Raw genomic sequence first — 26,506 nt, forward strand, 5'->3', positions numbered from 1 at the left:
TATGCCGCCACCTGATCCATTGCCAGGCACCGCATACGGGTTATCTGTCGTCGTTCATGCTAACCGGTTGCCGCCAAGACACGCCAGGCGCCACAGCGGCGGAACATTCTACCAGAGCCGACGCCGGAGGCCAATTGCCCGACTCATCTCGCTCTCCTCCCCCCCGGGTGCTGCGCGTGGCCGTTCCCACACCGCTGCGACGCCTGTTCGATTATCGCCCATGTCGCGAGGCACCTCCCGGTGGCTGGCAGCCTGGAATCCGTGTCCGGGTGCCTTTCGGTCGCCGCCAGATGGTCGCTATCGTCATGGAGTGCCGAGACGACAGCGACCTTGCCCTGGCCGACCTGAAACCCGTGGATGCCTGGCTGGATGCCGCTCCGCTGCCGGAAGACTGGTTCTGGCTGTGCCGCTTTACGGCACGCTACTACCAGCATCCACTGGGCGACACCCTGCACCAGGCCTTGCCCGTGCTGCTGCGCCAGGGCCGTTCACTGGCAGGCCGGATCAGGGAGCAGTGGCTGGTCACGCCCAGTGGACAGGCCGTCGATGCCGCGCGCCTGAAGCGAGCCCCTCGCCAGGCCGAGTTACTGACGATGCTGCGCCAGCACCCCCATGGCCTGCCGACCCAGGCGGTCCTGGCCCAGTCTTTCACCCGCGAACAGCTACAGTCACTGGTCGGCAAGGGCCTGGTCGAGCGGCAAGAGGCGCCGCTGACCGCTGCCGGCCTGCCTGCCTCGGGGAACCTGTTGGCCGAACCGGCGCTACCGCTGAACCGGGAGCAGGCGGCGGCCCTCGCCGCGATCCACGAGCGTCTGGACGCCTTCCATCCCTGCCTGCTCCATGGGGTCACCGGCAGCGGCAAGACCGAAGTCTACCTGCAACTGATCGAGGCCGTTGTCGACCGGGGCCGCCAGGCACTGCTGCTGGTGCCTGAAATCGGCCTCACCCCCCAGACCCTGGCCCGCTTTCGCCAACGTTTCAGGGTACCGGTAGTCGCGCTGCACTCCGGACTCACCGACAATGAGCGGCTGGATGCCTGGGAGGCGGTTGCCAGCGGGCGAGCCCCCATCGTCATCGGTACCCGTTCGGCGATCTTCACCCCGCTGGCCCGGCCCGGGGTGATCATCGTCGACGAGGAGCACGATGGCTCCTTCAAGCAGCACGAGGGATTGCGCTACCACGCTCGGGATCTGGCCGTGGCCAGGGCTCACCACCACGGCATTCCCCTGGTACTGGGCAGTGCCACGCCTTCGCTTGAGAGCCTGCATCACGCCAGCCGTGGCGACTACCGCCACCTGAGGCTGACCCGGCGTGCCAGCCGGCACGCCCCGGCACGGCTGGAGCTGGTCGACCTGCGTGGCCGGCCTCGCCAGGGCGGACTGATCCCGCCGGTCATCGAGGCGATCCGCGAGACCCTGGATGCCGGCCACCAGGTACTGGTCTTCATCAATCGGCGTGGCTTCGCCCCGACGCTGGCCTGCCACGCCTGCGGCTGGCTCGCCGACTGCGATCACTGTGACGCACGCATGACCCTGCACCGCCAGCCACCCATGCTGGCCTGTCACCATTGCGACAAACGCCGCCCGGTGCCGGATGCCTGCCCGGCGTGCGGCAGTGCCGACCTTCGCCCACTGGGCAGCGGCACCGAGCGCACCGAGGAAACCCTGGCGGCCCTGTTTCCCCAGGTGCCGGTACATCGCATCGACCGGGACAGCACACGCCGGCGCGATGCCTTCGAAACGGTACTCAACGATGTCCGCCGGGGAGGGCCCTGCCTGCTGGTGGGGACACAGATGCTGGCCAAGGGACATCACCTGCCCCATGTGACGCTGGTCGTGGTGGTCAATGCCGACTCCGGGCTCTACGCCAGCGATTTTCGCGCCCTGGAGCATAGCGCCCAGTTGCTGGTACAGGTCGCCGGACGCGCCGGACGGTCATCCCATCCGGGCCGCGTGCTGGTCCAGACGCTGCATGACGACGACCCGCACCTGCGCCTGCTGGCACAGCAAGGCTACGACGCCCTGGCCGAGCATTTACTGGCCGAGCGCCGCGCCGCGGGACTGCCCCCGTTTCGTTTTCTCGCCCTGCTGCGCCTGGAAAGCCCCCGGGAGGAGGCGGCCCTCGCCCTGGCTGCCGGTGCCGCCTCAGCGCTACGAGAGTGGTTGAAGGAGCGCGAACTGCGTGTAGACTGCCTGGGCCCGGTGCCGGCTCCCATGGAGAGACGCCAGAACCGCTACCATCTGCAGTTGATGCTGGCCAGCGACCGCCGCAGTCAGCTGCATGAAGCCTGCTCGCGTCTCACTACCTGGATGGAGGCGACACCCGGGGCCCGGCGGGCCCGCTGGTCGCTGGATATCGACCCCCAGACGCTCGGCTGAACGTCCCGGCCTTTAAAGCCGGGTCACAATTGCCGATAATGGGCGATCATGCCCCGAATCGGGCGAGTTTCATGCCTGCGTCCGCCCGCGAGTCGCACTGTCATCCTTAACCCGATGCGGGCCCGGCGCTACAGGACACCAAGGTTTCATGAAAGACACCATCATCACTCTGCTCGAAGGCGCCCTCGATACTCTCAAGCAACAGGGCATGCTGCCTGTCGACACGACACCCGTCATCAAGGTCGATCCCACCCGGGACAAGGCCCACGGCGACTACGCCACCAACCTGGCCCTGATGCTGGCCAAACCGGCCGGCAGAAAACCCCGCGAGCTGGCCGAGGCACTCGTCGCGGCACTGCCCGAAAGCGATGCCGTGCAGCAGGTCGAGATCGCCGGGCCCGGCTTCATCAACTTCTTCGCCTCTACCGATGCGGCCGCCCGGATCGTGCGCCAGGTACTCGACGCCGGTGACACCTTCGGCCGCAGCCTGAAGGGCAAGGGGCGGAAGGTGCAGGTGGAGTTCGTCTCCGCCAACCCCACCGGACCGCTGCACGTCGGCCACGGCCGCGGTGCGGCCATCGGCGACTGCATCGCCCGGCTGCTCGAAGCCACCGGCCATGACGTCACCCGGGAGTTCTACTACAACGATGCCGGCGCCCAGATCGGTAACCTGGCGCTCTCGGTGCAGGCCCGGGCCAAGGGTATCGAGCCTGACAGTGGCGCCTGGCCCGCCGACGGCTACCGGGGCGACTACATCATCGAAGTGGCCAAGGATTACCTGGCCGGCGAGACGGTTCACGCCGATGACCGTCACGTCACCGCCAAGGCGGACCCCGACGACCTGGATGCGATCCGCGATTTCGCCGTCGCCTGGCTGCGCCGCGAGCAGGACCTCGACCTCAAGGCCTTCGGCGTATCGTTCGACGTCTACTTCCTCGAGTCCTCGCTCTACCAAGAAGGCAAGGTCGAGGAAGCGATGCAGCGCCTGATCGCCAACGGCCATACCTATGAAGAGAATGGCGCCCTGTGGCTGCGCACCACCAGCTTCGGTGACGACAAGGATCGGGTGATGCGCAAGTCGGACGGCAGCTATACCTATTTCCTGCCCGACGTGGCCTACCACCTGAACAAGTGGCAGCGCGGCTTCGCCACGGTGATCAACGAGCAGGGCGCAGACCACCACTCCACCGTGACCCGGGTACGGGCCGGCCTGCAGGCACTGGAGGCGGGTATTCCCAAGGGATGGCCCGACTACGTGCTGCATCAGATGGTGATGGTGACCCGCTCGGGCGTCGAGGTGAAGCTTTCCAAGCGCGCCGGCAGCTACGTCACGGTGCGCGACCTGATCGACGAAGTGGGCCGCGATGCGACCCGTTTCTTCCTGGCGGCTCGCCGGGCGGATTCCCAGTTGACTTTCGATATCGACCTGGCCCGTTCGCAGTCCAACGACAACCCGGTCTACTACGTGCAGTATGCCCATGCCCGGATCTGCAGCGTGCTGCGCAAGGCCGAGGCCGAGTCCCTGCACTTCGACCACGACCTGGCCATGGTCAGCCTGGCACAGCTGAAGGCGGAACAGGAAAAGGCCGTCATGAACCGGCTGGCGCGCTTCCCCGACGTCGTCGATCACGCCGCGGTGTCCCGTGAGCCCCAGCAGGTCGCCCAATATCTGCTGGACCTGGCCGCCGAGTTCCACTCCTGCTACAACGCTGTCAAGGTAATGGTCGAGGACGACGAACTGCGTAACGCCCGTTTGGCCCTGGGCCTGGCCACTCGTCAGGTATTGCGCAACGGCCTCGATCTCATGGGTGTCAGCGCTCCGGAGGAGATGTAAGCCATGGCCGCCCGTCGTTCCCCACCGAAGAAGCGTGGCGCCACGTCCAGCCGGCGCGCTCCACGCCGCCGCGAAGGCTTTCGCCTGCCCGGATGGGTATGGGGCATCGGTGGCCTGGTGGCGGGCTTCCTGCTGGCCCAGCACCAGCATGGCACGGCGCCCTGGCAGGAGGGGCATGACTCACTGCTGGCGTCCCTGATGCCGCGCACGCCCACCACGGTGACGGAAACACCGACGCCAAGGGTAGAGCCCAGCGAGCCTCGCATGCCGACCTTCGAGTTCTATACCCTGCTGCCCGAGGAGGTGGTCGCCCCGAGGGAGGTCGCTTCCACGGCCTCGCCCCCGGAGGTCAACGCCATCCCGGCAACCCGACTCGAAGAGAGCGCCACCGCTGACGAAGCGGTGAATGACGACCCGATCGCCCAGGTGATCGCCGCCAACCTGGAAGAGGATGCAATATCTGCGACAACCGAGACTCAGGCGAGCGAGGCAGCGGCACCCGCCGGGACCCGCTACATGTTGCAGGCGGCCTCCTTCCGCCAGTCGTCGGATGCCGAACAGCTCCAGCAGCGCCTGCGCAACCTCAGCCTGATGGCGCAGGTCAGCCAGGTGCAGTCCGCCGATGGCGATACCTGGCACCGGGTCATGGTGGGGCCTTATGACGACACGCGCGAACTCAATCGCGCCGAGGACCTGATGACCACCCAGGGCATCAAGCCGCTTCGCCATCGGGCCAGCGATTGAGGATACCGCTCGCCACCGGTTGAATTCGGCTCGCTCCGCCCGCACTTCCCTTGAACGCTCACTAACGGCGCCCGGCCTGGCCGCGGCGCCGAAAGTCATCGGGAGCCCGAAGCTCCCCGTTACGGAGTCTCCTCCATGACCACGATCGTTTCCGTGCGCCGCGGTGACCAGGTCGCCCTGGCTGGCGATGGCCAGGTATCGCTGGGCAATACCGTGATGAAAGGCAACGCCAGCAAGGTGCGGCGCCTCTATCGCGGCCAGGTGCTGGCAGGCTTCGCCGGCGGCACCGCCGACGCCTTTACCCTTTTCGAGCGATTCGAAGCGCAGTTGGAGAAGTACCAGGGCAACCTGGTCAAGGCCGCCGTGGAACTGGCCAAGGACTGGCGCACCGACCGCGCCCTGCGTCGCCTGGAAGCCCTGCTCGCCGTGGCCGACAAGGATGCTTCGCTGATCATTACCGGCAATGGCGACGTGGTGGAACCCGAGCGGGGTATCATCGCCATCGGCTCCGGCGGCAACTTCGCCCTGGCCGCCGCTCGCGCCCTGCTCGAGAACACCGATCTCGACGCCCGCGAGATCACCGAGAAAGCGCTCGAGATCGCTGGTGACATCTGTGTGTTCACCAACCATCACGTTACCCTCGAAGAGCTGTCTTCCAAGGAACACTAAGGCCGCCACAATGACCCAGATGACACCCCGCGAGATCGTCCACGCGCTGGACCAGTACATCATCGGCCAACAGGACGCCAAGCGCGCCGTTGCCATTGCCCTGCGCAACCGCTGGCGGCGCATGCAGCTCGACGGCGACCTGCGTCACGAGGTCACCCCCAAGAACATCCTGATGATCGGTCCCACCGGCGTGGGCAAGACCGAGATCGCCCGCCGCCTGGCCAAGCTGGCCCGGGCACCCTTCATCAAGGTCGAAGCCACCAAGTTCACCGAGGTGGGCTATGTGGGACGCGACGTCGAGTCGATCATCCGCGACCTGACCGAGGCAGCCATCAAGCTGGTACGCGAGCAGGCCAAGGACGAAGTGCGTCACCGCGCCGAGGATGCCGCCGAAGACCGGATTCTCGACGCCCTGCTGCCGCCCCCCCGGGGCCAGGAGGAGAGCGCCCGCAGCGACAGCTCGACGCGCCAGATCTTTCGCAAGAAGCTGCGCGAGGGTCAGCTCGACGACAAGGAGATCGACATCGAGGTCACGCCCCATGGACCTGGCATCGACATCATGACCCCGCCGGGCATGGAAGAGATGACCAGTCAGCTGCAGAGTCTCTTTTCCAACATGGGGCGACAGAAGACCGAGACTCGTCGCGTGGCGGTGAAGGATGCCTTCGCCCTGCTGCGTGACGAGGAGGCCGGCAAGCTGGTCAACGAAGAGGAGATCAAGCATCGCGCCATCGATGCGGTGGAGCAGAACGGCATCGTCTTCCTCGACGAGATCGACAAGGTGACCAAGGGCAGCGGCCAATCCAGCGGTGGCGAGGTCTCTCGCGAGGGCGTGCAGCGCGACCTGCTGCCGTTGATCGAGGGCTCCACGGTTTCCACCAAGTACGGCATGGTCAAGTCCGACCATATCCTGTTCATCGCCTCCGGCGCTTTCCACCTGTCGCGTCCGTCGGACCTGATCCCCGAGCTGCAGGGACGCCTGCCGATCCGCGTGGAGCTCGAGGCGCTGACACCGGACGACTTCAAGCGCATCCTCACCGAACCCTCCGCCGCCCTGACCAAGCAGTACAAGGCGCTGCTGGCCACCGAAGGGCTGGATATCAGCTTCACCGAGGATGGCATCGAGCGTATCGCCGAGATCGCCTGGAAGGTCAACGAGGGTACCGAGAACATCGGCGCGCGCCGCCTGCATACCGTGATGGAGCGCCTGCTGGAGGAGGCATCGTTCAAGGGAGCCGACATCGGCACGCCACTGGAAATCGATGCCGCCTACGTGGATTCCCAGCTTGGCGAACTGGCCATGGACGAGGACCTGTCGCGGTATATTCTTTAATCGAGGGCTGCACCTCGGTTCGCCAGTACCGCAGCAGCGGAGGCCTACATGAGCGCGGCGCCTGTCGCCGGACAGCCGCGCTTCACCAACGCAAGCGGAGTCCTGCATGACTGCCCCCATCCCCAGCAAGATCCACTACCACAAGAAGGCCCGCGAGCTGGAGCTCACCTACGCCGACGGTGGGAGCCACCGCCTGCCGGTGGAGTACCTGCGGGTCTATTCCCCCTCCGCCGAGGTGCGCGGCCATGGCCGGGACACCGCCGTGCTGCAGGTGGGCAAGAAGGACGTCGGTCTGAAGAACGTCGAGCCGGTTGGCCGCTATGCCGTCAAGCTCGCCTTCGACGACGGCCACGACAGCGGCCTCTTCAGCTGGGAGTATCTCTACGAGCTGATCGAGAATCGCGACGCCTACTGGGCCGACTACCTGAGGCGCCTGGAAGAGGCGGGCGCCTCGCGGGAGCCCTTGGGCATCGAGATCAAGCAGCTCTGACGGCGATGGCGGTCGATTGCCTGACGGGTCATTCGAACCTGCCGACCGTCACCTGTGCGGGTCCGGCCAGCCGCAGCGCCTCTCCCGTCCCGGTCTTGAAATGACCGACCAGCGCATGCATGTCGGCGGCCCGCTCGTCGAGCGACTTGCTGGCACTGGTGGCCTCCTGTACCAGGCGTGCGTTCTGATGGGTGACCTGGTCGAGCTGAGCGATCGCCTGGTTGATCTGTTCGATACCGGCCGACTGTTCCTGAGTGGCCTGGGCGATCTCGGTGACATGGTTGGTCACGCTTGTCAGGCTCTCCATGATCTCCTTGAGGTGCTCACTGGTCGACGCCACCAGGCCGGCTCCCTCTTCGACCCGCCTGACACTGTCGGCGACCAGCCCCCGTATCTGGGCGGCTTCTTCCGCACTTCGACTGGCCAGCTTGCGCACCTCCGATGCCACCACGGCGAACCCTCGGCCCTGCTCGCCAGCCCGCGCGGCCTCCACCGAGGCGTTGAGCGCCAGCAGATTGGTCTGGAAAGCGATGTCATCGATGACGGTGATGATCGAGGTGATGCGTTCGCTCGACTGTCGAATGCCTGACATCGCCGCATCGGTGCGTGCCGCCACGTCACCGGCCAGGCGTGCCCGATGGCTGACGTCGCCGCTGGCTTCCCTCGCCTGATGCGCATAGTCCGCCGTCTGACGAACGGTGGTGGTGATCTGCCCGAGGCTCGAGGCGGTCTCGGCGAGTGACGCCGACTGTTCCTCGGTTCGCTGTGACAGGTCCCCGTTGCCGGCGGCGATCTGGCGACTGCTGACGGCCACCTTTTCGGCGCCGTCACGTATCTGCGCCACGATGCCCTCGAAGGTCTCCATCATGCGATTGAACGCCTTCGCCGCCCGGCCGATCTCGTCGTCACGATCCAGCTCGATCCGCCGGGAGAGATCGGCGCCGGCCCCCGCGTCGCCGCCGATCGCTTCCATCTGGCTGCGCATCTGCCCCAGCGGCCCCAGTACACGTACCAGGGTTCGCCAGCCGAAGATCGCCAGTACCAACACGACGGCCAGCGTCACCACGACCTGCAGGATCTGTCCCGCGCTGGCCAGCTCCTCCGCCCGACTCGCCGCGCCATCGGCCTGGGCCACGCTGAATGCCTCGACTTCGCCCAGCAGCATGCGCATCGCGACCATGGCCTCCTCGACGGCCTCCAATGCCTGCTGTTGCCGTAGCTGCAGGTCAATCTGCTGCTGGCGCAGACCATAAACCGCGTTCTCCCCACTCACCATCAGTTCATCGAGACGGCCGATGATGTCACGCAGCGATTCGGCCAGGGCGATCTGCTCACTATTGGCCTGCGGCGAAGCCGCGATGGCGGCCAGCGACTGGCGGGCCAGGTTGATCTGCTGAGTGATCTGGTTGTAGCGCAGGTTGACCAGGGCGTCGGCGCTCTCGACCTGGGTGAGCTGGCGTCCCAGATCCGCCAGCATGGCGACCGCCGTACGGACTTCGCCACCGATCTGGGCGATATCGGTGCGCACTCCCACGGCCTGCTCGAGTAGTGCGGTCGGCAGGGTGGTCATGCCATCCTCCTGCCACGCCTCGACCTGATCACGCAGCTGGATCTCTTTGCGCACGTTGCTCAGCATGGCCCGCCCTGACATGTTCTCGGCGCTGTCCATGACCTCCCCGATGTGCGACTGCATCGCCATGATGCGCCCGTTCATGGCCTCGGCGAGCAGGATGTCCTCCCTCCGGGCCCGCTCCAGCGCGCCGTCGGCGTCCAGCAATGCCTGGTAGCGCGCATCGAGGACTGCCAAGCGCTCGGCCTGGGCGTCATCGTCGCCAGCCTGCAGCGCATCGCGCTCCGCCTGGAAGCGGTCGGCGAGCTGCGCCTGCGGAGTAACGCGCTGCAGCGCCTCATCGCTGTGGGCGACAAGCAGGTTGGCATGGCGCTGGCCGAACTGTCCCATCGTGTCGACCATGCCGCGACTGGCGGCCTGTAGCGGCAGCACGTCGTTGATGATGAAGCGCTGCGAGTCGACCAGCCGCTGATTGCTCATCAGCCCCGTGGCGGCCAGCACGACCGCGCCGAGCACGGCCGTCATGAACAACCCGACCAGCATGGCGCGCAGACTAAGGACTTTCTTCATGTCAGTACCTTTGATGTACATGACCGGGAAGCTGGCAATGGCGGCTACCTGGCCTGGCAAGGAAGATGGGCAGCGTCAGCGCAGCAGGTTTTCCCAGTCCACCGGCTCGAACCGCCCACCGTCGATCCGCGTCGGCCAGACCCCATCGCTGGCCTGGTGGTCTCCCGTCCCCAGCCTGAGAGGTTCACCCAGGCCCAGGTCGACCTCGCCCAGCCCCAGCAGAGCGTCGATGACACCTTCCCGGTCGGGATCGGGGCCGGCGGCTTCCAGTCCCTTGACGAACAGCGCCGCCGCCAGATACCCCTCCAGCGAAACGAAATTCGGCTCGGCGCCGCGGGCATGCCGTTCGAGTGCGGCCTGATAGGCCGTCACCGCCGGCAGGTCCGCGTCGATCGGCGGCACCACCTGGGTGATGATGACGCCATCGGCCATGTCATCGAGTTCGTCGAGCAGCGCCTGGCTGCCGACAAATGAGACATTGAGGAACAGCACATCGGGAAGATCCCGCCGGGCTTCGCGGATGAAATCGGCCGCTGGGCCATAGGTACCGACGATGATGATGGCTCTGGGCGCCACCGGCGCCTGCAGGATGGTGGCCAGCCCTTGATGGATATTGCGGGAGTTGCGAGAGTAGCGGCCGTGGGGAAGAGACTCGGCATCGTCGAATCCATGGGCCTTCAACGCGCTGATGCCGCCCGCGTAGCCGGCATCGCCATACCCGTCGTTCTGGGTGAAGAACGCCAGCTCCTCGGGCCGGATGCCCGCTTCCAGCAATCCTTCGACCATGGCCGCCGTTTCCTGCACGTAGCTGGCTCGATAGTTGATGACGTAGCGGTCCGGCGGCGCCAGGCGCAGCCCGCCGGCTCCCGTGAAGGCGCCGTACAGCAGGGTCTGGTGGCGGTTGTGCAGTGGAAGGGTGACGATCGCCGTGGGGGTTCCCACGTTACCGATCGAGGCCAGGATTTCCTCTTCCTCGATCAGGCCCCGCGTCTCGGGTGCGGAGCGCAGCGGCTCGTAGCGATCATCCCTGACCAGCAGTTCCAGCTGACGACCATGGACCCCGCCGCCGGCGTTGATCTCGGCAAAGTGCGCCTCGATACCCTCACGCATGCCCTCTCCCAGGGAAGACGCCGGACCGCTCAGCGGGGCCACCAGCCCCAGCTTCAGGCCAGCCGACGACACGGCCGGCAGCATGAGCCCGCAGGCTCCCAGCAACAACAAGCGTCGCAGCGAATGTATCGCGCTTCTGGTGCGCATTCTCGGCTCCTGGTCCAGGCGGCAAGGTGAACGTGTCCCGCGCAACGAGACATCGGCCGCAGCGTCCAGGACTTAAGACGAGACCGCCCCCTGTGACAATATGCCGCAGCACGGGGGAGGCGGACACCCGTCAAGACAAGTAGGTCAAGGGAAGGCTACAATGGCGCCCATTCGAGGCCGAAAGCCCCCTCGGCCTCCTCTCACCGCAGCGATTCGGGAGCCCTTTCGCATGAGCCCCAGGGACAAGCACACCACCCATTTCGGCTATCAGGAAGTGCCGGTCGATGAGAAGGCCTCACGCGTGGCCGATGTCTTCCATTCCGTGGCGGCCCGCTACGACGTCATGAACGACCTGATGTCCTTTGGCATTCACCGTCTCTGGAAGCGCTTGACCATCGAACGCTGCGGTGTGCGCCCCGGCCATAGCGTGCTCGATATCGCCGGGGGAACCGGCGACCTGACCCTGAAATTCTCCCGCATGGTAGGTTCGCGTGGCCGCGTGGTATTGGCCGACATCAACGAGTCGATGCTGCGGGTCGGCCGCGACAAGCTGCTCGACAACGGGGTGGGTGGCAACGTGGAGTACGTTCAGGCCAATGCCGAATGCCTGCCGTTCCCCGATAACAGCTTCGACTGCATCACCATTGCCTTCGGCCTGCGCAACGTCACCGACAAGGATGCCGCCCTGCGCTCCATGACCCGTGTGCTGAAGCCCGGCGGCCGGCTCCTGGTACTGGAGTTTTCCAAGCCCACCAATTCCGTACTGTCCCGGGCCTATGACGAGTACTCCTTCCGGCTGCTGCCGAGAATGGGTGAACTGGTCGCCAATGATGGCGACAGCTATCGCTACCTCGCCGAGTCGATCCGCATGCACCCCGACCAGGAAACGCTCAAGGCAATGATGGAAGCCGCCGGCCTGGAGCGGGTCGAGTACACCAACCTCACCGGGGGCATCGTCGCCCTGCACCGCGGTATCAAATTGTAATGCTGGTGCTGGCTGGTATCGAGCGTATGCTCAACGTCCTGCTCGCCCGCGACCCCGCCGCGCCCGCGCGGCTGGCACGGCTTGCCGGCCACCGGCTTCTTTTCAGGCTGGAGCGGCCCGAGCTGATGGTGGCGGTACATTTCCACCCGGATGGCCTCTACCTGCTGTGCCCGGAAGATCCCGCCGAGGAAGCCTTTGACGCCATCGCCGAGCTCAATGTCGAGGTACTCGGCAGGCTGCTGGGAGGCGAATCCATCGAACGGCTGATGTTCCAGGGCAAGCTCGCGGTACGCGGCCGCATCCACCTGCTCGAGGAAACCCGTGACCTGCTGCTCGACCTGGACCTGGACTGGGAAACGGAGCTGGCACGCTGGCTGGGCGATATTCCGGCGCACGGCCTGACCGAAGGGCTGCGCCGGTTCGCTCGCTGGGGGTTGCGCGCCCGTGAAGAGATGACGGCCGATATCGCCGAATACGTCTTCGAGGAAGCGCGACTGGTGCCCGGTAAGCGGCAATTCGAAAATCTGCGGGACCACCTGACCGAACTGGAAATGACCACCGACCGCCTGGAAGCCCGTCTGAAGAGGCTGCGTCGTCAACTGGAACGCGAGGCCTCGTCGTGATGAGCCTTCGGCTACTGCGCATCATCTGGGTGATCACCCGTTACCGCCTCGACACTCTGTTGCCGATGGAACGGCTGCCCTGGTTCCTCAGGCTGATGTTCTTTCTCTCTCCCCTTCGACTCGTGCCGGTTGGCAAACGCTCACGAGGGGAGCGTCTGCGCCTGGCGCTGGAAGCCCTCGGCCCCATCTTCGTCAAGTTCGGCCAGTTGCTTTCCACCCGGCGCGACCTGCTGCCCGAGGAAGTCGCCGATGAGCTCAGGCGACTGCAGGATCAGGTGCCCCCCTTCCCCGGACGCGAGGCACGTGAACTGGTGGAAGAAGAGCTAGGCATGCCACTCGACATCGCCTTCGCCCACTTCGAACCCGAGCCCCTGGCGTCGGCCTCCATCGCCCAGGTGCATGCCGCCCGACTCCATACCGGCGAAGAGGTGGTTGCCAAGATCATTCGTCCCGGGATCGAGCCGATCATGCGCCAGGACATGGCGCTGATGTACCGGGTAGCCGGTGTGCTGGCCAGGATTCCCGAAGCTCGCCGGCTGCGCCCGGTGGAAGTCGTCCGCGACTATGAAGCGACACTGTTCGATGAGCTGGACCTGCACAAGGAAGCGGCCAATACCTCGCAGCTCAAGCGCAACTTCAAGGATTCTCCCCTGCTCTATGTGCCTGCCATCCACTGGTCCCACACCCGCCGTCGGGTCATGGTACAGGAGCGCATCTACGGCGTCCCGGTGGCGGACATCACCACCCTGAGAGCTCAGGGCACCGATCTCAAGCGACTGGCCGAGCGGGGCGTGGAGATCTTCTTCACCCAGGTGTTTCGCGACAATTTCTTCCACGCCGACATGCATCCGGGCAATATCTTCGTCGCCCGCGGGGAGCCCCACGATCCCCAGTACATTGCCATCGACTGCGGCATCGTCGGCAGCTTGACCCGCGAGGACCAGGACTACCTGGCACGCAACCTGCTCGCCTTCTTCCATCAGGACTACTATGAAGTCGCGGCCCTGCACATCGAATCTGGCTGGGTCGGCGAGAACACCCGGGCCAACGAGTTCGCCGCCGCCATCCGAACCGTGTGCGAGCCGATTCTCGAAAAGCCGCTGAAGGACATTTCCTTCGGCCAGGTGCTGCTGGGTCTCTTCCAGACCGCACGACGCTTCAACATGGAAGTCCAGCCACAGCTGGTCCTGCTGCAGAAAACCCTGCTCAATATCGAGGGGCTGGGCCGGCAGCTCTACCCGGACCTGGACCTCTGGACCACCGCCAAGCCCTATCTCGAGCGCTGGATGAAGGAGCGGGCCGGCGCTTCCGGCTTCTGGGAGTCGCTGAAACGACAGGCACCGGACCTCTCGCGCCAGCTACCCGAACTGCCGTCCCTCGCCCACCAGGCAATGAGCCGAATCGAACACGAACACCGCCAGCGCCAGCGCCAGGCCATCGCCATGGACGGCATACGTCAGCAGTTGACCCAGAGCCGCCGCAACGGGCGCCGGTTGCGACTGGGGCTGATCCTGGTGGTACTGGCACTTGCCTGGCAGCCTTTGACCCAGTGGGCCGGCGACCAGCCCTGGGCCATACTGGCCGCTGCCGGTCTCGGCTTGCTACTGCTGGTCTGGCAATGAACTTGACCCTCCGCAATCGGAAACGCTTTCATGAGTGATATCCTCGATGAGCTCTTCGACGTCCTGGCCCGGCGCCGCAATGCCGATCCAGCCGATTCCTACGTGGCCACCTTGCATCACGAGGGGCTGAACAAGATACTCGAGAAAGTCGGTGAAGAAGCGACCGAGACGGTGCTGGCAGCCAAGGATGCCGAAGCGGGTGGCGAGGCACAACGCAAAGCACTGGTCGCCGAGACCGCCGACCTGTGGTTTCATAGTCTGGTGATGCTATCGCACCTCGGGCTCGATCATCAGGCTGTGCTCGACGAACTGGCCCGCCGCTTCGGCATTTCGGGGCACGAAGAGAAGGCGACAAGGTCCAAGTGACACGGTTCAATCATCCGCCCTTGGTACCTTGCATCTGGTGATTGACATGCAGTGACTGGTTCTTCCGGATAGGCCGGAAACCCGACTCAGAGGAAACTCTTCATGTTAGGTGGTATCAGTATCTGGCAACTGCTGATCGTACTCGGGATCATCATCCTGATCTTCGGCACCAAGAAGCTGCGAAACGTCGGCACCGACCTGGGTGGCGCAGTCAAGGGCTTCAAGCAGGCCGTGAGCGAGGAAGAGAAGGACGACAAGGACAAGGCACAGGCCAAGGTCGCTCATGACGAGCAGTCCAATACCTATGACGTTCGGGCCGAGGAGAAGGCAGCGGACAAGGTCGAGGACCCGGAAGAGCGCAAATAAGCCCCTATGTTTGATATCGGCTTTCTCGAACTCCTGATCATCGGGATCGTGGCTCTACTGGTGCTCGGCCCGGAGCGCCTGCCCAAGGCGGCGCGCACCGCTGGGCTATGGATTGGCAAGATCAAGCGTACCGTTTCTGGCATGCAGCGGGAAATCAGCTCTCAGCTAGAGGCGGAGGAACTCCGCCAGAAGCTCAAGGAGCAGCAGTCGAAGCTCGACGAGAGCCTCGACCGGGCCAAGCGTGACGTGGAAAGTATTGCCGAACCCGTATCGCCCTCCCTGCGCCGGAAGAAGCCCGGCGAAAGCGAGACGTCCCAGGCGCAGGCTGGTGACGAACCCCCGCGCCAGCCGGCATCCTCTCGTCTCGATGATGCCCTGGCCAACGCCCGGGAAGCTCCCGAGAAGACGCCTGATAAACCGTCCTCCACCCCTGACGACAAGAAGGATGCCGCTTCACGATGAGCGACTCCGGTGACAAGCAGGATCTCGGCCAGGCCCCCTTGATCGAACACCTCATCGAACTGCGTTCACGGTTGCTGCGCGCAGTGGTCGCGATCCTGGTGATCTTTCTCGGACTCTACCCCTTTGCCAACGAGATCTACACCTTCGTGGCCCAGCCGCTGATGGGGATGTTGCCGGAAGGCTCGCAGATGATCGCCACCGAGGTCGCCTCGCCCTTCCTGGCCCCCTTCAAACTGACGCTGGTGGTGGCCGTATTCGTGGCCATTCCCTACGTGCTGCACCAGGCGTGGGCTTTCGTGGCCCCTGGGCTCTACGATAACGAGAAGACACTGGCCCTGCCGATCCTGGCGTCCAGTGTCGGGCTGTTCTATGCCGGGGCTGCCTTCGCCTATTATGCGGTCTTTCCGCTGCTGTTCCAGTTCTTCACCCAGACCGGGCCGGAGAACGTGGCGGTGATGACCGACATCAACCAGTATCTCAACTTCGTCCTCAAGCTCTTCTTCGCTTTCGGCGTGGCCTTCGAGATACCCATCGCCACCTTCCTGCTGATCGTCACCGGTGCCACCACGGTGGAGAGCCTGTCGAAGAAGCGACCCTATGTCATCCTGGGCTGCTTCGTGGTCGGCATGCTGCTGACGCCACCCGACGTCATTTCCCAGACCCTGCTGGCCGTACCCATGTACCTGCTTTACGAGGTGGGCATCCTGTTCGGCCGCTTGGTGCGTCGACGCCGCAAGGCGGCCGCATCCGACGAGCAACCTGGTGAACGCGACGAGCCGTAGGCGGACAGAAGCCGCATCCCACCAGAGCGACGGACCAGAACGACAAGGCCCCCATCCGGTATCGCGCCGGACAGGGGCCTTCTCCATGCAAGGCGGACGGCTAGAGGTCCATGAGCTCATGGATACGATCAACCAGCTTGAAGATCCCCGTAGCGGCTTCGCTGATACGCGAAGCCAGCATGTAGGCTGGCGTGGTGACGACACGATTCTCGAAATCGACCACGATGTCCTCGACGCTGCAGCTGCGATGCAGCCCCCCCATGGAACTGATGGCACCGGAAACGCCCGGATCATGGCCAATGGTCACGGCGATCCCCGGGCCCAGCAGCCTTGGTACGAGAGCCGGTGTGATACACATCAGTCCGATCGGCTTGCGCACCTCATGGAAGGAAGCCAGCGCCTCCGCCAGCCCGTCGAGGAGCTCCATCTCGCTCCCTGCCTCGGCAAAGTTCGACAGGTTCTTGGCGGCGCCGAACCCACCGGGAAGGATCACCGCATCGAACTCACCGGCATCGAGATCTTCCAGGGAGCCGATGTCCCCCCGAGCCAGCCGCGCCGACTCCACCAGCACATTACGTGACTCGCCCTCGGCGACTTCACCGCTACGATGATCGATAACATGGTGCTGCTCGATATCCGGCGCGAAGCAGCGATAGCCGATACCCAACTGGTCCAACCGCAGCAGGGTCAGGGTGGTCTCATAGATCTCCGAGCCATCCTGGACGCCGCAGCCAGACAGGATGACCGCCACCTGTTTGCTCATGCCTTTCTCCTTGAATGAAGGGCTCTGCCGTGAATCCTGAAGCCAACACTTTAGAGAGTCATCCCGGGTGCGACAAGGCGCAGCTTCCGGCACGCGGCCACGCTGATATACTCAACGATATCGACAAGGGGCCCCATGATGGCCCCACAGCCGGAGAAGAGCCTTGAGTTTCATGACCACTCGCCAGTTTCCCGCCACCCGCATGCGGCGCATGCGGCGCGATGACTTCTCGCGCCGGCTGATGCGTGAATCCACCCTGACACCCTCCGACCTGATCTGGCCGGTATTCGTGCTCGATGGCGAACAGCGTCGTGAAGCCATTCCCTCCATGCCTGGCGTGGAGCGCCTGTCGCTGGATCTGCTGATCGAGGAAGCCCGTGAAGCCCGTGACCTGGGCATTCCCGCCCTTGCCCTGTTTCCGGTAGTGGATCAAGCGCTCAAGAGTGAGCTGGCCGAAGAGGCCTACAGCTCCAGCGGCCTGGTTCAGCGCAGCGTGCGGGCCCTGAAGGAGGCCATCCCTGAGCTCGGCATCATCACCGATGTGGCACTGGATCCCTACACCAGCCATGGCCAGGACGGAATCATCGACGACAGCGGCTACGTGCTGAACGATCGCACCGTGGAAACCCTGCTCAAGCAGGCGCTGTCCCATGCCGAGGCCGGCGCCGACGTGGTGGCGCCCTCGGACATGATGGATGGTCGCATCGGTGAAATTCGCCAGGTGCTGGAGCAGGAACACCTGCACAACGTGCGGATCATGGCCTACAGCGCCAAGTATGCCTCTCACTACTACGGCCCCTTTCGTGACGCCGTAGGCTCCGCTGCCAACCTGGGCAAGGCCGACAAGCGCACCTACCAGATGGACCCGGCCAACGGTGACGAAGCCCTGCATGAAGTGGCCCTGGATCTCGCCGAAGGGGCCGACATGGTGATGGTCAAGCCGGGCATGCCCTATCTGGACGTGGTACGCCGCATCAAGGACGAACTCAAGGTACCCACCTACGCCTATCAGGTAAGCGGCGAGTACGCCATGCACATGGCCGCCTTCGATAACGGCTGGCTGTCACCCGATGAGGTCATTCTCGAGTCGCTGATGTGCTTCAAACGCGCCGGTGCCGACGGCATCCTCACCTACTTCGCCAAGCGTGCGGCCCGCCTGCTCGCCCAGTAATGGAGTGGCAGGATAAAGGGCTAGCTACGCTTGAAAGCGGCCAGATCGTGCGGGTCGAAGCCTTCGACCCGCTCAGGCAGGCCTCTCTCCTCGCGCAGCAGCCGTATCCGCTGTCGTTCGGCGATGCGCTCGGAATCGTCATCCAGGGTACGGCCGTTGAGTTCGGCGAGCTGGACCATGCCCTGGTGATAGAAGGCCATCAGGTTCAGCGCCACGCTGTTGCCCTGCTCCATCTCGCGACGCAGGGTGGCAAGATAGCCACTGACCCGGGACAGATGATGCTTGAGTTGCCAGACATAGCGCATCTCGGTCATCCAGGGCCGCTCACGCAGCACGGCGAAGGTCAGGCTGGTGACAATCAGGCCCAGCAGCACACCAATCGCATTGAGCCAAAGGCTCGATCCGAAGGTGGCGGTCAGCAGTTGGGAGAACACCAGCCCGAAGACGATCAACTGGCCGGCCATGGCAACGCTGATGAGGCGCGCCTTGCGACGATAGGAATTCGGATCATGGTGCTCAAAGGTAAACGGCATGGCGGGGCTCCTGTTGCGGCGAGAATGCCGGGATTATCCCGACATCCTCCGCTCAGGTACAGTCGCCGTCCCGGTCATGATCAACGCAAACGCTCGGCGGCCTCCAGCAGCATCGCCTCGGTGCTTTCCCACCCCAGGCAGGCATCGGTCACCGACACGCCGTAGCGAAGCGCACCGGCATCGAGGTCCTGACGCCCCTCCTCCAGGTGGCTCTCCAGCATCAGGCCCATCAGGCTGCGCTCGCCGGCCAGGCGCTGCGCCAGCACGTCGCGCAGCACCTCGCCCTGGCGCCGATGGTCCTTGCAGGCATTGGCATGACTGCAATCGACCATCAGGCGGGGCGTCAGCCTGGCGGCTTCCAGGGCATGACGACAGGCACGGACCGAACCGGCATCGTGATTGGGCCCGTCATGGCCACCACGCAATACCACATGGGTGTGCGGGTTGCCCATCGTCTCCCGCATCATCGGACGCCCGTCGGCATCCATGCCGAAATGCTGGTGGGGGTGCCCCGCTGCTCGCATGGCGTCCAGGGCCACCTTGATATCGCCACCGGTGCCGTTCTTGAAGCCAACGGCGGTCTCCAGGCCACTGGCCAGTTCGCGATGAAGCTGGGACTCCGTGGTCCGGGCCCCAATGGCCACCCAGGCCAGCAGGTCGTCCAGATAGGGCGCCAGCATCGGTTGCAGCAGTTCGGTGGCAACCGGCAGGCCGAGCGAGACGATCTCGCGCATCAAATGCCGTGACAGATGCAGGCCGCGGGCCATATTGCCGCCGCCGTCGAGATCGGGGTCATAGGCGAGGCCTTTCCAGCCTATCGTGGTACGCGGCTTCTCGACGTAGACACGCATCACCGGCAGCAGGCGGTCGGAGACTCTCGGGGCCAGCTCCGCCAGGCGCTGGGCATACTCCAGTGCCGCCAACGGGTCATGTATCGAGCAGGGGCCTACCACCACCAGCAGGCGGTCGTCGCGACCCTGAACGATATCCTGGACGGCTTGCCGCTGGGTCCGGAGGAGTTCCGCCAGAAACGGCGAGAGGGGCAGGCGGCGGCGCAACTCACCAGGCGTGGGAAGCGACGCGCCGGCGCCACTCGCGTCGGCTGTCGCGTCAAGATCGGCATGGCCGTCGACGGGTAGTCGCTCGGCAAGGGAAGTATGGGCATTCATGGCAGTCAACTCCGTGAGATTGGCAAACATCGTGTCGTGTCAATGCCACCGGTTGTCTCACGGTCGGAGGTGGCGCACTGAGCCGACCGCGCAACGCTAAATCGCCAGCCATATCCCCAGCCATGATAGTCCTGACGGTTCGGGGTATAGGCGGCAAAAGCGTCAAAGCGTGCGGTCATGGTGCGTCTCCTCTATCTGGATGTGCTGCGTTTGGTTCGCTGCGTACGTTGCAAAATGGGGGGCCGCGCAGACGCAAAACCCCCGATCGGGTTGCCGACCGGGGGTTCTAGGGGGAGGCAACCCGGTTAGGGTGTGCCTTCGTGGCGGTATCCTCGACTCAGGACCCGGCCACCGGCACACCGGCGCTAAACCAGTACCAATACTCTCCCCCGAAACGCTCAGAGACCGCTTCTCCGCCAGGCCCGGCCACGCACGACACCGCCGCAGCCTGCGGGGCACGTCGGTCGAAGCGGTTGGCAAGGCGGTCCGGCATCATGAGCGTCTCCTGATTGCGTATGGGAACATCGTGCCGTGTCCCGGATCGCTTGGCAAGAGCCAAACGCCAGTTCAGCCCACAACGGCCCGTGTGACGCCAATGATCAGTGGCAGGCAATTGATCGCCAGTACCACCAGTCCAGGCACCAGCCAGAGCAGGCTGCTTTCGTCATGGTAGTGCGGGGTTGCGGCCATCTGTATCGCTCCTTTCCGGCAAGGGATGTCCAACCGTGGACGTCTTCCGTGAACGCTGTGTCATGCCTTCCAGTCTAGCAGAGTATCGAGGTGGCCTCGCCCATGGGGCCGTCAGCGCAGATGGCGGCCGCCATCGACCGGCAGGGTGATGCCGGTGACGTAGCGGTTGTCGAGCAGGTAGCGCAGGCTCTGATAGATCACCCCCGGCCCCGGCACCATGCCCATCGCCGACTTGGCCCTGGCCTGCTCGGCATAGGCTTCGCCATCACCCTCGCCCAGCATGATCAATGCCGGTGCGATGGCATTGACCTGAACCGTGGGCGCCAGCATGGCGGCAAACGAAAGGGTCAGACTCTCCAGACCCGCCTTGGTGGCGGCATAGGCGGCGTGTTTCCTCGAGCCCTTCTGTACCACGTAGTCGGTGACATGAACGATATCGCGCTGGGGCTCGCCGCAGGCCTCCAGCAGGTCACGGCAGTGCAGGTTGATCAGGTAGGGCGCCTGCATGTGGACCCGAAACAGCCGTTCGAAGGTCGCGCCGGCCTGCTCGTCGGCCGAGTCCGGCGCCCAGTCGCTGGCGTTGTGCACGATCGCCCTGAGGGACGGCGTTGCCGACTTCAGGCGGGAAATGAAATCCAGGATACCGGCCTCGGTGGCAAAATCCGCCTGGAGGGTGACAATGCCCCGTTCACGCAGGGCAGCGAGCTCGGGGCGCTCACGGCGGTAGCTGATGATCACCGGGTGCCCGTCTTCCACCAGGCGCTCCGCGCAGTGACGGCCAAGCCGCTGCGCCCCGCCGGTGATGAGTATGGGAGAAGCGCTCACTGGACGCTTCCCTGCTTCAGGCTGCCCACTACCGGCACCAGAGGCGAGCGTGGCGCGTAGGCAAAGACGTCGGAGAATACCCGCGACGGAGAGAGTCCCAGCGAGGCCAGCACATCGACACAGGCATAGACCATGCCCGGCGAGCCGGACAGGTAGACATCATGCCCACTCACGTCATCGAGGGTGGCCGCCAAGGCCTGATCGATACGGCCGCGATGGGGGATGACACGCACGCCATCGACAGGCAGTTCCGGCTCCCTTTCGGTCACCAGGTGGAAGTGGACGTTGTCATATCCCCCGGCCCACTCCCGGGGCAAGTTTTCCAGATAGAGGTCACGACGCTCCCGCGCCGCCCACCACAGGTCGATAGGCCGCTCGGGCCACTCGTGCAGCGAGGCTTCGACAATGGCCTTCATCTGGGAGAAGCCCGTGCCGGCAGCCAGCAGCAGCAGCGGGCGGCGGCTTTCAGGATCGAGCACACAGTCACCGCCGGGCAGGTGAACGGTCAGGTGGTGGGCCACCTGCATGAGCTTGCGCAACCGGGCGGAGTTCTCACGCTCCGGCCAGTGCTGGATATGCAGCTCGAGGGTGCCATCGCCGGTATGGGCGTTGGCAATGGAAAACGGTACCCAGGTATCATCGTCGAGCTTCAGTTCCAGGTACTGGCCTGGCGCGTGAGCCATGGCCTCGGCACGCCCCTCCAGTCGGACTCGAAAGACGTCGGGAGTCATGTCCTCCACTACCGTCACCTGGCAGGTCAGGATCCTTGCCGTCATGAATACCTCTTGGTCATCAGGTTTGGGGGGGCAGCTCGATACCCAACTCGTTCCAGCGTTCGCTGACACGGGTCTTGACGGCCTCGTCCATGACGATAGGCGTACCCCACTCTCGATCTGTCTCGCCGGGCCATTTGGTGGTGGCGTCCAGTCCCATCTTGGAGCCCAGCCCCGCTACCGGCGAGGCGAAATCCAGATAATCGATGGGCGTATTTTCCACCATGACGGTGTCCCGGGCGGGGTCCATGCGGGTGGTGATCGCCCAGATCACGTCCTTCCAGTCGCGGGCACTCACGTCGTCGTCGAGCACCACCACGAACTTGGTATACATGAACTGGCGCAGGAAGCTCCAGACGCCCATCATCACCCGCTTGGCGTGGCCCGGGTACTGCTTCTTCATGGTCACTATCGCCATGCGGTAGGAACAGCCTTCGGGGGGCAGGTAGAAATCGGTGATTTCCGGAAACTGCTTCTGCAGGATCGGCACGAAGACTTCGTTGAGCGCCACCCCCAGAATCGCCGGCTCGTCCGGAGGGCGCCCGGTATAGGTCGAGTGATAGATGGCGTCGCGTCGCATGGTCATGCGCGTCACCGTGAATACCGGGAAATGATCGATCTCGTTGTAGTAGCCGGTGTGATCGCCGTAGGGGCCTTCCGGCGCCATGTCATCCGGATGGATGAAACCTTCCAGGATGATCTCCGCCGATGCCGGGACCTCGAGATCGGCGTGGCCACACTTGACCAACTCGGTACGCGAGCCTCTCAGAAGCCCCGCAAACGCGTATTCGGAGAGCGAATCCGGTACCGGCGTCACCGCCCCCAGGATAGTGGCCGGATCGGCCCCCAATGCCACCGCCACCGGGAAGGGCTCGCCGGGATGCGCCTTCTGGAACTCCTGGAAATCCAGTGCCCCGCCACGGTGCGACAGCCAGCGCATGATCAAGCGATTCCTGCCCAGCTTCTGCTGCCGGTAGATGCCCAGGTTCTGGCGAGACTTGTGCGGCCCCTTGGTCACCACCAGGGCCCAGGTTACCAGCGGTGCCACGTCGCCGGGCCAGCAGTGCTGGATCGGCAGGCGATCGAGGTTCACCTCGTCGCCTTCATGGACGAGCTCCTGCACTGGAGCCGAGCGCACCGTCTTCGGCCCCATGCTCATCACCTGCTTGAAGATCGGCAGCTTTTCCCAGGCGTCGCGAAACCCCTTGGGGGGATCGGGCTCCTTGAGGAAGGCAAGCAGTTTGCCGACTTCGCGCAGCGCCTCCACGCTGTCCTGCCCCATGCCCAGGGCAACCCGCCTCGGTGTCCCGAAGAGGTTGCCAAGCAACGGCATGTCATGGCCCTTGACGTTCTCGAACAGCAGGGCCGGCCCACCGGCACGCAGCGTGCGATCACAGATCTCGGTGATTTCCAGGTAGGGGTCGACCTCGGCGGTCACCCGCTGCAGCTCGCCCTGCGCCTCCAGCACGGCGATAAAATCCCGCAGATCCTTGTATTTCATGGACTAATCCTATCCCATTTCCCGAACGACGAAAGGGGCAGCATAGCATGCCGCCCCTTTCTTCTTCGCCCAGCGAGGCCATTTGCAGCCCTACCAGTTCTTGAGCCGCGGCTTTCCCGGTGCCGCTCACCTTGATCTAGCAACCGAAGCGCAGAGCACCTGCCATCGGAGCGTAATGAGCGAAGCGGAGACAAGGCGAATCCGAGCGAGGCCGCGGAGTGTACGAGTAGTACATGAGCAGGCGAGCAAGGATTCAACGCAGTATCCGCAAGCGCAATAGCTCCGATCAGCGTCTCTTCATGGCTTCGAAGAATTCCAGGTTGGTCTTGGTATCCTTCAGGCGATCGATGAGGAACTCGGTGGCCGCGGTGTCTTCCATGGGGTTGAGCAGCTTGCGCAGGATCCACATGCGCTGCATCTCGTCCTCGGAGGCGATCAGGTCCTCGCGGCGGGTACCGGAACGTCGGATGTTGATCGCCGGGTAGACGCGGCGCTCGGCGAGCTTGCGGTCGAGGTGGGCCTCCATGTTGCCGGTGCCCTTGAACTCCTCGAAGATCACCTCGTCCATCTTGGAGCCGGTGTCGACCAACGCCGTGGCGATGATGGTCAGGCTGCCGCCTTCCTCGATGTTGCGCGCCGCGCCGAAGAAGCGCTTGGGCTTCTCCAGGGCGTGGGCATCGACACCACCGGTCAGCACCTTGCCGGAGCTGGGCACCACCGTGTTGTAGGCACGGGCCAGGCGGGTAATGGAGTCGAGCAGGATGACCACATCCTTCTTGTGTTCCACGAGGCGCTTGGTCTTCTCGATCACCATCTCGGCGACCTGGACGTGGCGTGCCGGGGGCTCGTCGAAGGTCGAAGCCACCACTTCACCACGCACGGTTCGCGACATCTCGGTCACTTCTTCCGGGCGCTCATCGATCAACAATACGATGAGATGACATTCCGGATTGTTGCGGGTGATCGAGGTCGCGATGTTCTGCAGCATCAGCGTCTTGCCCGCCTTGGGCGGCGAGACGATCAGGCCACGCTGGCCCTTGCCGATGGGTGCCACCAGATCGATGATCCGCGCGGTGAGATCCTCGGTGGAACCGTTGCCGATCTCCATGCGCAGCCGCTCCGTGGGGAACAGCGGCGTGAGGTTCTCGAACAGGATCTTGTGCTTGGCGTTTTCCGGCTTGTCGAAGTTGATCTGGCTGACCTTGAGCAGCGCGAAGTAGCGCTCCCCTTCCTTCGGCGGACGAATCTTGCCGGAAATCGAATCACCCTTGCGCAGGTTGAAACGGCGGATCTGCGACGGCGAGACATAGATGTCATCGGGGCCGGCCAGGTAGGAACTATCGGCGCTGCGCAGGAAGCCGAAGCCATCCTGCAGGATTTCGAGCACACCATCGCCATAGATATCCTCACCGCTCTTGGCGTGTTTCTTGAGGATGGCGAAAATGATGTCCTGCTTGCGCGAGCGGGCCAGGTTGTCGATGCCCATTTCGCGGGCGATCTCCAGGAGTTCCGGTACGGGCTTTTGCTTGAGTTCGGTAAGATTCATCGGTGTGTTCGGAAGTTGCTCATATCAGCGTGGCGGCACGGCGCCGTGTATGACGAGAGAAAAGAACGGTACGCCGCTTGGATGCGTTCAGAGCCCGGGGGCAGCCACTCGCAGGTGATGACCGGCACATCACGACCTCTGTACAGCAGGGGTCGTCGGAACGGTATCGTGTTCGAGGGAGCAGCGCTATTGTCGTCTGGACGGTTATCGCCTGGTACGTCTTACCTACTACAGTTTACTCCCTGTGCAACCTGCCTGATTTTCTACCAGTGCCATCAGGACTGCATGCACATGGCCAGGGACGACAAAAGGGGCTGTCTGACGACTTGATGTTGACCGCGACGCGGTCGGAAAGCATTCGGAACAGGCGAACGCCCCGATGTTAGTCAAGGGCGGCGACGAACGCAAGCCCATTAACCGATACCCCTTCCAATTGACACGACGGGGGAGTCGCCGCACCCTTGGGTCAACCGCTTTCAGGACAACGCGATGCCCCAGCCCATGGACCGGCCCCGACAGGAAGTTTCCCCCGCCCGCACCTCGGCTTCGCAGCGGTTGGCTGCGATCGATCTGGGTTCGAACAGCTTCCACCTCCTTGTGGCCGACTATCAGGCGGACCGGCTGCAGGTCGTGTCGCGACTTGGAGAAAAGGTGCAGCTGGCCGCCGGCCTGGACGACGCCGACCTGTTGAGCGAAGACGCCATGCAGCGTGCTCTACGCTGCCTGTCCCGTTTCACCCCGTTGCTGGATGATATCGCGCCTGACCGCCTGCGGGTCGTAGGCACCAGTGCGCTGCGTACAGCCCGCAACAGCCGAGCCTTCGTCGAGCGGGCCGAGGCCCTGCTCGGCTGTCCCATCGACATCATCAGCGGCCACGAGGAGGCGCGCCTGATCTATCAGGGTGCTGCGCATGCCCTGCCCGAGGACGGCAGGCGACTGGTGGTGGATATCGGCGGCGGCTCCACCGAGTTCGCCATCGGCGAGCATTTCGAGCCGCTGAAGCTGGAAAGCCTCGACATCGGCTGCGTGACGTTTACCAGGCGCCATTTCGCCAATGGCAGGCTCTGCGAAGACAGCATGCGCCGAGCCGAGCGGGCGGCCCTGTCCGCGCTCGACACCATCCGTCGCCCCTATCGTGACCTGGGCTGGACCGATCCGGTCGGTTCCAGCGGCACCATCAAGGCCGTCGCGTCGGTCATCGCGGCAAGCAGCCAGGCCGCTGGAGGTGGGGTGACTCGCCAAGGGCTCTTCGAGCTTCGTCGGCACCTCGTCACCCTGGGGCATCTCGACAATATCTCCATGCCTGGCCTCAAGCTCGACAGGGCCCGAATATTTCCCGCTGGCGTGGCCATCCTCGGCGCCATCTTCGAAGCGCTCGATCTCAGCGTGATGCGCTATACCGACGGAGCCCTGCGGGAAGGCGTGCTGCACGACATGCTGAAGCGCCAGGGCTAGGCCGCTGCGCGCTGCGGCGAGTCGCCACC

General features: G+C 64.4%; 26 protein-coding genes. 15 read left to right on the plus strand and 11 right to left on the minus strand.

Annotated features, from left to right (window positions below; translation table 11 throughout):
• The first annotated feature begins 134 nt into the window (after positions 1-134).
• From C1H69_RS07200 to C1H69_RS07225, 6 genes are all read left to right on the plus strand, one after another.
• Positions 135-2,378 (plus strand): primosomal protein N', encoded by a 2,244-nt coding sequence (locus tag C1H69_RS07200; RefSeq protein ID WP_240609857.1) that lies wholly within the window; start codon positions 135-137, stop codon positions 2,376-2,378.
• A 148-nt stretch (positions 2,379-2,526) separates the two neighbouring features.
• Positions 2,527-4,212 carry an arginine--tRNA ligase gene (gene argS / locus C1H69_RS07205; RefSeq protein ID WP_102652727.1) on the plus strand — a complete coding sequence of 562 codons (1,686 nt, stop codon included), beginning with the start codon at positions 2,527-2,529 and terminating at the stop codon, positions 4,210-4,212.
• 3 nt (positions 4,213-4,215) lie between these two features.
• A complete protein-coding gene (locus tag C1H69_RS07210; RefSeq protein ID WP_102652728.1) occupies positions 4,216-4,956 on the plus strand; it encodes an SPOR domain-containing protein in 741 nt (246 codons plus the stop codon).
• 135 nt (positions 4,957-5,091) lie between these two features.
• The gene (hslV, locus tag C1H69_RS07215) at positions 5,092-5,625 is read left to right on the plus strand and encodes an ATP-dependent protease subunit HslV (RefSeq protein WP_102652729.1); all 534 of its coding nucleotides are present in this window, start codon (positions 5,092-5,094) and stop codon (positions 5,623-5,625) included.
• A 10-nt stretch (positions 5,626-5,635) separates the two neighbouring features.
• Positions 5,636-6,958, plus strand: a complete 1,323-nt coding sequence (gene hslU / locus C1H69_RS07220) for an ATP-dependent protease ATPase subunit HslU (RefSeq protein ID WP_102652730.1) — start codon at positions 5,636-5,638, stop codon at positions 6,956-6,958.
• A 106-nt stretch (positions 6,959-7,064) separates the two neighbouring features.
• Positions 7,065-7,448: a gamma-butyrobetaine hydroxylase family protein gene (locus tag C1H69_RS07225; RefSeq protein ID WP_102652731.1), complete on the plus strand. Its 384-nt coding sequence runs from the start codon at positions 7,065-7,067 to the stop codon at positions 7,446-7,448.
• 28 nt (positions 7,449-7,476) lie between these two features.
• Here C1H69_RS07225 and C1H69_RS07230 read toward each other — a convergent pair whose 3' ends face one another.
• Positions 7,477-9,588, minus strand: coding sequence for a methyl-accepting chemotaxis protein (locus tag C1H69_RS07230; RefSeq protein ID WP_102652732.1), 2,112 nt, complete (start codon positions 9,586-9,588; stop codon positions 7,477-7,479).
• A 75-nt stretch (positions 9,589-9,663) separates the two neighbouring features.
• Positions 9,664-10,845, minus strand: a complete 1,182-nt coding sequence (locus tag C1H69_RS07235) for an ABC transporter substrate-binding protein (RefSeq protein WP_102652733.1) — start codon at positions 10,843-10,845, stop codon at positions 9,664-9,666.
• A 229-nt stretch (positions 10,846-11,074) separates the two neighbouring features.
• On the opposite strand from C1H69_RS07235, the gene ubiE reads away from it, so the two are divergent.
• From ubiE to tatC, 7 genes are all read left to right on the plus strand, one after another.
• A complete protein-coding gene (gene ubiE / locus C1H69_RS07240; RefSeq protein WP_102652734.1) occupies positions 11,075-11,830 on the plus strand; it encodes a bifunctional demethylmenaquinone methyltransferase/2-methoxy-6-polyprenyl-1,4-benzoquinol methylase UbiE in 756 nt (251 codons plus the stop codon).
• Positions 11,830-12,453 carry a ubiquinone biosynthesis accessory factor UbiJ gene (locus C1H69_RS07245; protein ID WP_102652735.1) on the plus strand — a complete coding sequence of 208 codons (624 nt, stop codon included), beginning with the start codon at positions 11,830-11,832 and terminating at the stop codon, positions 12,451-12,453. Before ubiE ends, C1H69_RS07245 begins: the two co-directional genes overlap by 1 nt.
• A complete protein-coding gene (gene ubiB / locus C1H69_RS07250; protein WP_102652736.1) occupies positions 12,453-14,075 on the plus strand; it encodes a ubiquinone biosynthesis regulatory protein kinase UbiB in 1,623 nt (540 codons plus the stop codon). The genes C1H69_RS07245 and ubiB overlap by 1 nt, the downstream gene beginning before the upstream one ends.
• 30 nt (positions 14,076-14,105) lie before the next feature.
• Positions 14,106-14,441 carry a phosphoribosyl-ATP diphosphatase gene (locus C1H69_RS07255; RefSeq protein WP_102652737.1) on the plus strand — a complete coding sequence of 112 codons (336 nt, stop codon included), beginning with the start codon at positions 14,106-14,108 and terminating at the stop codon, positions 14,439-14,441.
• Between the two features lie 102 nt (positions 14,442-14,543).
• Positions 14,544-14,807: a Sec-independent protein translocase subunit TatA gene (gene tatA, locus C1H69_RS07260; RefSeq protein ID WP_102652738.1), complete on the plus strand. Its 264-nt coding sequence runs from the start codon at positions 14,544-14,546 to the stop codon at positions 14,805-14,807.
• Between the two features lie 6 nt (positions 14,808-14,813).
• Positions 14,814-15,269, plus strand: coding sequence for a Sec-independent protein translocase protein TatB (tatB, locus tag C1H69_RS07265; protein WP_102652739.1), 456 nt, complete (start codon positions 14,814-14,816; stop codon positions 15,267-15,269).
• A complete protein-coding gene (tatC, locus tag C1H69_RS07270; RefSeq protein ID WP_102652740.1) occupies positions 15,266-16,051 on the plus strand; it encodes a twin-arginine translocase subunit TatC in 786 nt (261 codons plus the stop codon). The genes tatB and tatC overlap by 4 nt, the downstream gene beginning before the upstream one ends.
• 100 nt (positions 16,052-16,151) lie before the next feature.
• On the opposite strand, the gene elbB is transcribed toward tatC, so the two are convergent.
• Entirely contained in the window at positions 16,152-16,814 is a 663-nt protein-coding gene (gene elbB, locus C1H69_RS07275; RefSeq protein WP_102652741.1) for an isoprenoid biosynthesis glyoxalase ElbB, read from the minus strand.
• A 172-nt stretch (positions 16,815-16,986) separates the two neighbouring features.
• Between elbB and hemB the strand changes: the two genes are divergently transcribed.
• Positions 16,987-17,985, plus strand: coding sequence for a porphobilinogen synthase (gene hemB / locus C1H69_RS07280; RefSeq protein WP_422666890.1), 999 nt, complete (start codon positions 16,987-16,989; stop codon positions 17,983-17,985).
• A 20-nt stretch (positions 17,986-18,005) separates the two neighbouring features.
• On the opposite strand, the gene C1H69_RS07285 is transcribed toward hemB, so the two are convergent.
• The 8 genes from C1H69_RS07285 to rho form a co-directional block, all read right to left on the minus strand.
• Positions 18,006-18,518 carry a DUF3087 family protein gene (locus tag C1H69_RS07285; RefSeq protein WP_102652743.1) on the minus strand — a complete coding sequence of 171 codons (513 nt, stop codon included), beginning with the start codon at positions 18,516-18,518 and terminating at the stop codon, positions 18,006-18,008.
• An 80-nt stretch (positions 18,519-18,598) separates the two neighbouring features.
• Positions 18,599-19,687, minus strand: a complete 1,089-nt coding sequence (locus C1H69_RS07290; RefSeq protein WP_240609860.1) for a 3-deoxy-7-phosphoheptulonate synthase — start codon at positions 19,685-19,687, stop codon at positions 18,599-18,601.
• A 337-nt stretch (positions 19,688-20,024) separates the two neighbouring features.
• On the minus strand, positions 20,025-20,180 hold the full coding sequence (locus C1H69_RS23790; RefSeq protein ID WP_205738432.1) for a hypothetical protein: 156 nt from the start codon (positions 20,178-20,180) through the stop codon (positions 20,025-20,027).
• A gap of 74 nt (positions 20,181-20,254) precedes the next feature.
• Entirely contained in the window at positions 20,255-20,377 is a 123-nt protein-coding gene (locus C1H69_RS24385; protein ID WP_276308752.1) for a hypothetical protein, read from the minus strand.
• Positions 20,378-20,488: 111 nt separating this feature from the next.
• Complete coding sequence (gene folM / locus C1H69_RS07295) at positions 20,489-21,202, minus strand: dihydromonapterin reductase (protein WP_102652745.1); 714 nt, start codon at positions 21,200-21,202, stop codon at positions 20,489-20,491.
• Entirely contained in the window at positions 21,199-21,978 is a 780-nt protein-coding gene (locus C1H69_RS07300; protein WP_102652746.1) for an NAD(P)H-flavin reductase, read from the minus strand. Before C1H69_RS07300 ends, folM begins: the two co-directional genes overlap by 4 nt.
• Before the next feature lie 16 nt (positions 21,979-21,994).
• The gene (ubiD, locus tag C1H69_RS07305; RefSeq protein WP_102652747.1) at positions 21,995-23,476 is read right to left on the minus strand and encodes a 4-hydroxy-3-polyprenylbenzoate decarboxylase; all 1,482 of its coding nucleotides are present in this window, start codon (positions 23,474-23,476) and stop codon (positions 21,995-21,997) included.
• Between the two features lie 286 nt (positions 23,477-23,762).
• A complete protein-coding gene (gene rho, locus C1H69_RS07310) occupies positions 23,763-25,022 on the minus strand; it encodes a transcription termination factor Rho (protein ID WP_102652748.1) in 1,260 nt (419 codons plus the stop codon).
• 489 nt (positions 25,023-25,511) lie between these two features.
• Between rho and C1H69_RS07315 the strand changes: the two genes are divergently transcribed.
• On the plus strand, positions 25,512-26,477 hold the full coding sequence (locus C1H69_RS07315) for a Ppx/GppA family phosphatase (protein ID WP_102652749.1): 966 nt from the start codon (positions 25,512-25,514) through the stop codon (positions 26,475-26,477).
• The last annotated feature ends 29 nt before the right edge of the window (positions 26,478-26,506 follow it).

The organism is Billgrantia endophytica, assembly GCF_002879615.1.
In the GTDB taxonomy this organism is placed as follows: Bacteria; Pseudomonadota; Gammaproteobacteria; order Pseudomonadales; family Halomonadaceae; genus Halomonas; species Halomonas endophytica.

Excerpts from the sequence above, each read along its gene's own strand:
- argS (WP_102652727.1), top strand. The coding sequence starts at position 2,527 with ATGAAAGACACCATCATCACTCTGCTCGAAGGCGCCCTCGATACTCTC.
- C1H69_RS07210 (WP_102652728.1), top strand. The coding sequence starts at position 4,216 with ATGGCCGCCCGTCGTTCCCCACCGAAGAAGCGTGGCGCCACGTCCAGC.
- hslV (WP_102652729.1), top strand. The coding sequence starts at position 5,092 with ATGACCACGATCGTTTCCGTGCGCCGCGGTGACCAGGTCGCCCTGGCT.
- hslU (WP_102652730.1), top strand. The coding sequence starts at position 5,636 with ATGACCCAGATGACACCCCGCGAGATCGTCCACGCGCTGGACCAGTAC.
- C1H69_RS07225 (WP_102652731.1), top strand. The coding sequence starts at position 7,065 with ATGACTGCCCCCATCCCCAGCAAGATCCACTACCACAAGAAGGCCCGC.
- C1H69_RS07230 (WP_102652732.1), bottom strand. The coding sequence starts at position 9,588 with ATGAAGAAAGTCCTTAGTCTGCGCGCCATGCTGGTCGGGTTGTTCATG.
- C1H69_RS07235 (WP_102652733.1), bottom strand. The coding sequence starts at position 10,845 with ATGCGCACCAGAAGCGCGATACATTCGCTGCGACGCTTGTTGTTGCTG.
- ubiE (WP_102652734.1), top strand. The coding sequence starts at position 11,075 with ATGAGCCCCAGGGACAAGCACACCACCCATTTCGGCTATCAGGAAGTG.
- C1H69_RS07245 (WP_102652735.1), top strand. The coding sequence starts at position 11,830 with ATGCTGGTGCTGGCTGGTATCGAGCGTATGCTCAACGTCCTGCTCGCC.
- ubiB (WP_102652736.1), top strand. The coding sequence starts at position 12,453 with ATGAGCCTTCGGCTACTGCGCATCATCTGGGTGATCACCCGTTACCGC.
- C1H69_RS07255 (WP_102652737.1), top strand. The coding sequence starts at position 14,106 with ATGAGTGATATCCTCGATGAGCTCTTCGACGTCCTGGCCCGGCGCCGC.
- tatA (WP_102652738.1), top strand. The coding sequence starts at position 14,544 with ATGTTAGGTGGTATCAGTATCTGGCAACTGCTGATCGTACTCGGGATC.
- tatB (WP_102652739.1), top strand. The coding sequence starts at position 14,814 with ATGTTTGATATCGGCTTTCTCGAACTCCTGATCATCGGGATCGTGGCT.
- tatC (WP_102652740.1), top strand. The coding sequence starts at position 15,266 with ATGAGCGACTCCGGTGACAAGCAGGATCTCGGCCAGGCCCCCTTGATC.
- elbB (WP_102652741.1), bottom strand. The coding sequence starts at position 16,814 with ATGAGCAAACAGGTGGCGGTCATCCTGTCTGGCTGCGGCGTCCAGGAT.
- hemB (WP_422666890.1), top strand. The coding sequence starts at position 16,987 with ATGACCACTCGCCAGTTTCCCGCCACCCGCATGCGGCGCATGCGGCGC.
- C1H69_RS07285 (WP_102652743.1), bottom strand. The coding sequence starts at position 18,518 with ATGCCGTTTACCTTTGAGCACCATGATCCGAATTCCTATCGTCGCAAG.
- C1H69_RS07290 (WP_240609860.1), bottom strand. The coding sequence starts at position 19,687 with ATGAATGCCCATACTTCCCTTGCCGAGCGACTACCCGTCGACGGCCAT.
- C1H69_RS23790 (WP_205738432.1), bottom strand. The coding sequence starts at position 20,180 with ATGCCGGACCGCCTTGCCAACCGCTTCGACCGACGTGCCCCGCAGGCT.
- C1H69_RS24385 (WP_276308752.1), bottom strand. The coding sequence starts at position 20,377 with ATGGCCGCAACCCCGCACTACCATGACGAAAGCAGCCTGCTCTGGCTG.
- C1H69_RS07300 (WP_102652746.1), bottom strand. The coding sequence starts at position 21,978 with ATGACGGCAAGGATCCTGACCTGCCAGGTGACGGTAGTGGAGGACATG.
- ubiD (WP_102652747.1), bottom strand. The coding sequence starts at position 23,476 with ATGAAATACAAGGATCTGCGGGATTTTATCGCCGTGCTGGAGGCGCAG.
- rho (WP_102652748.1), bottom strand. The coding sequence starts at position 25,022 with ATGAATCTTACCGAACTCAAGCAAAAGCCCGTACCGGAACTCCTGGAG.
- C1H69_RS07315 (WP_102652749.1), top strand. The coding sequence starts at position 25,512 with ATGCCCCAGCCCATGGACCGGCCCCGACAGGAAGTTTCCCCCGCCCGC.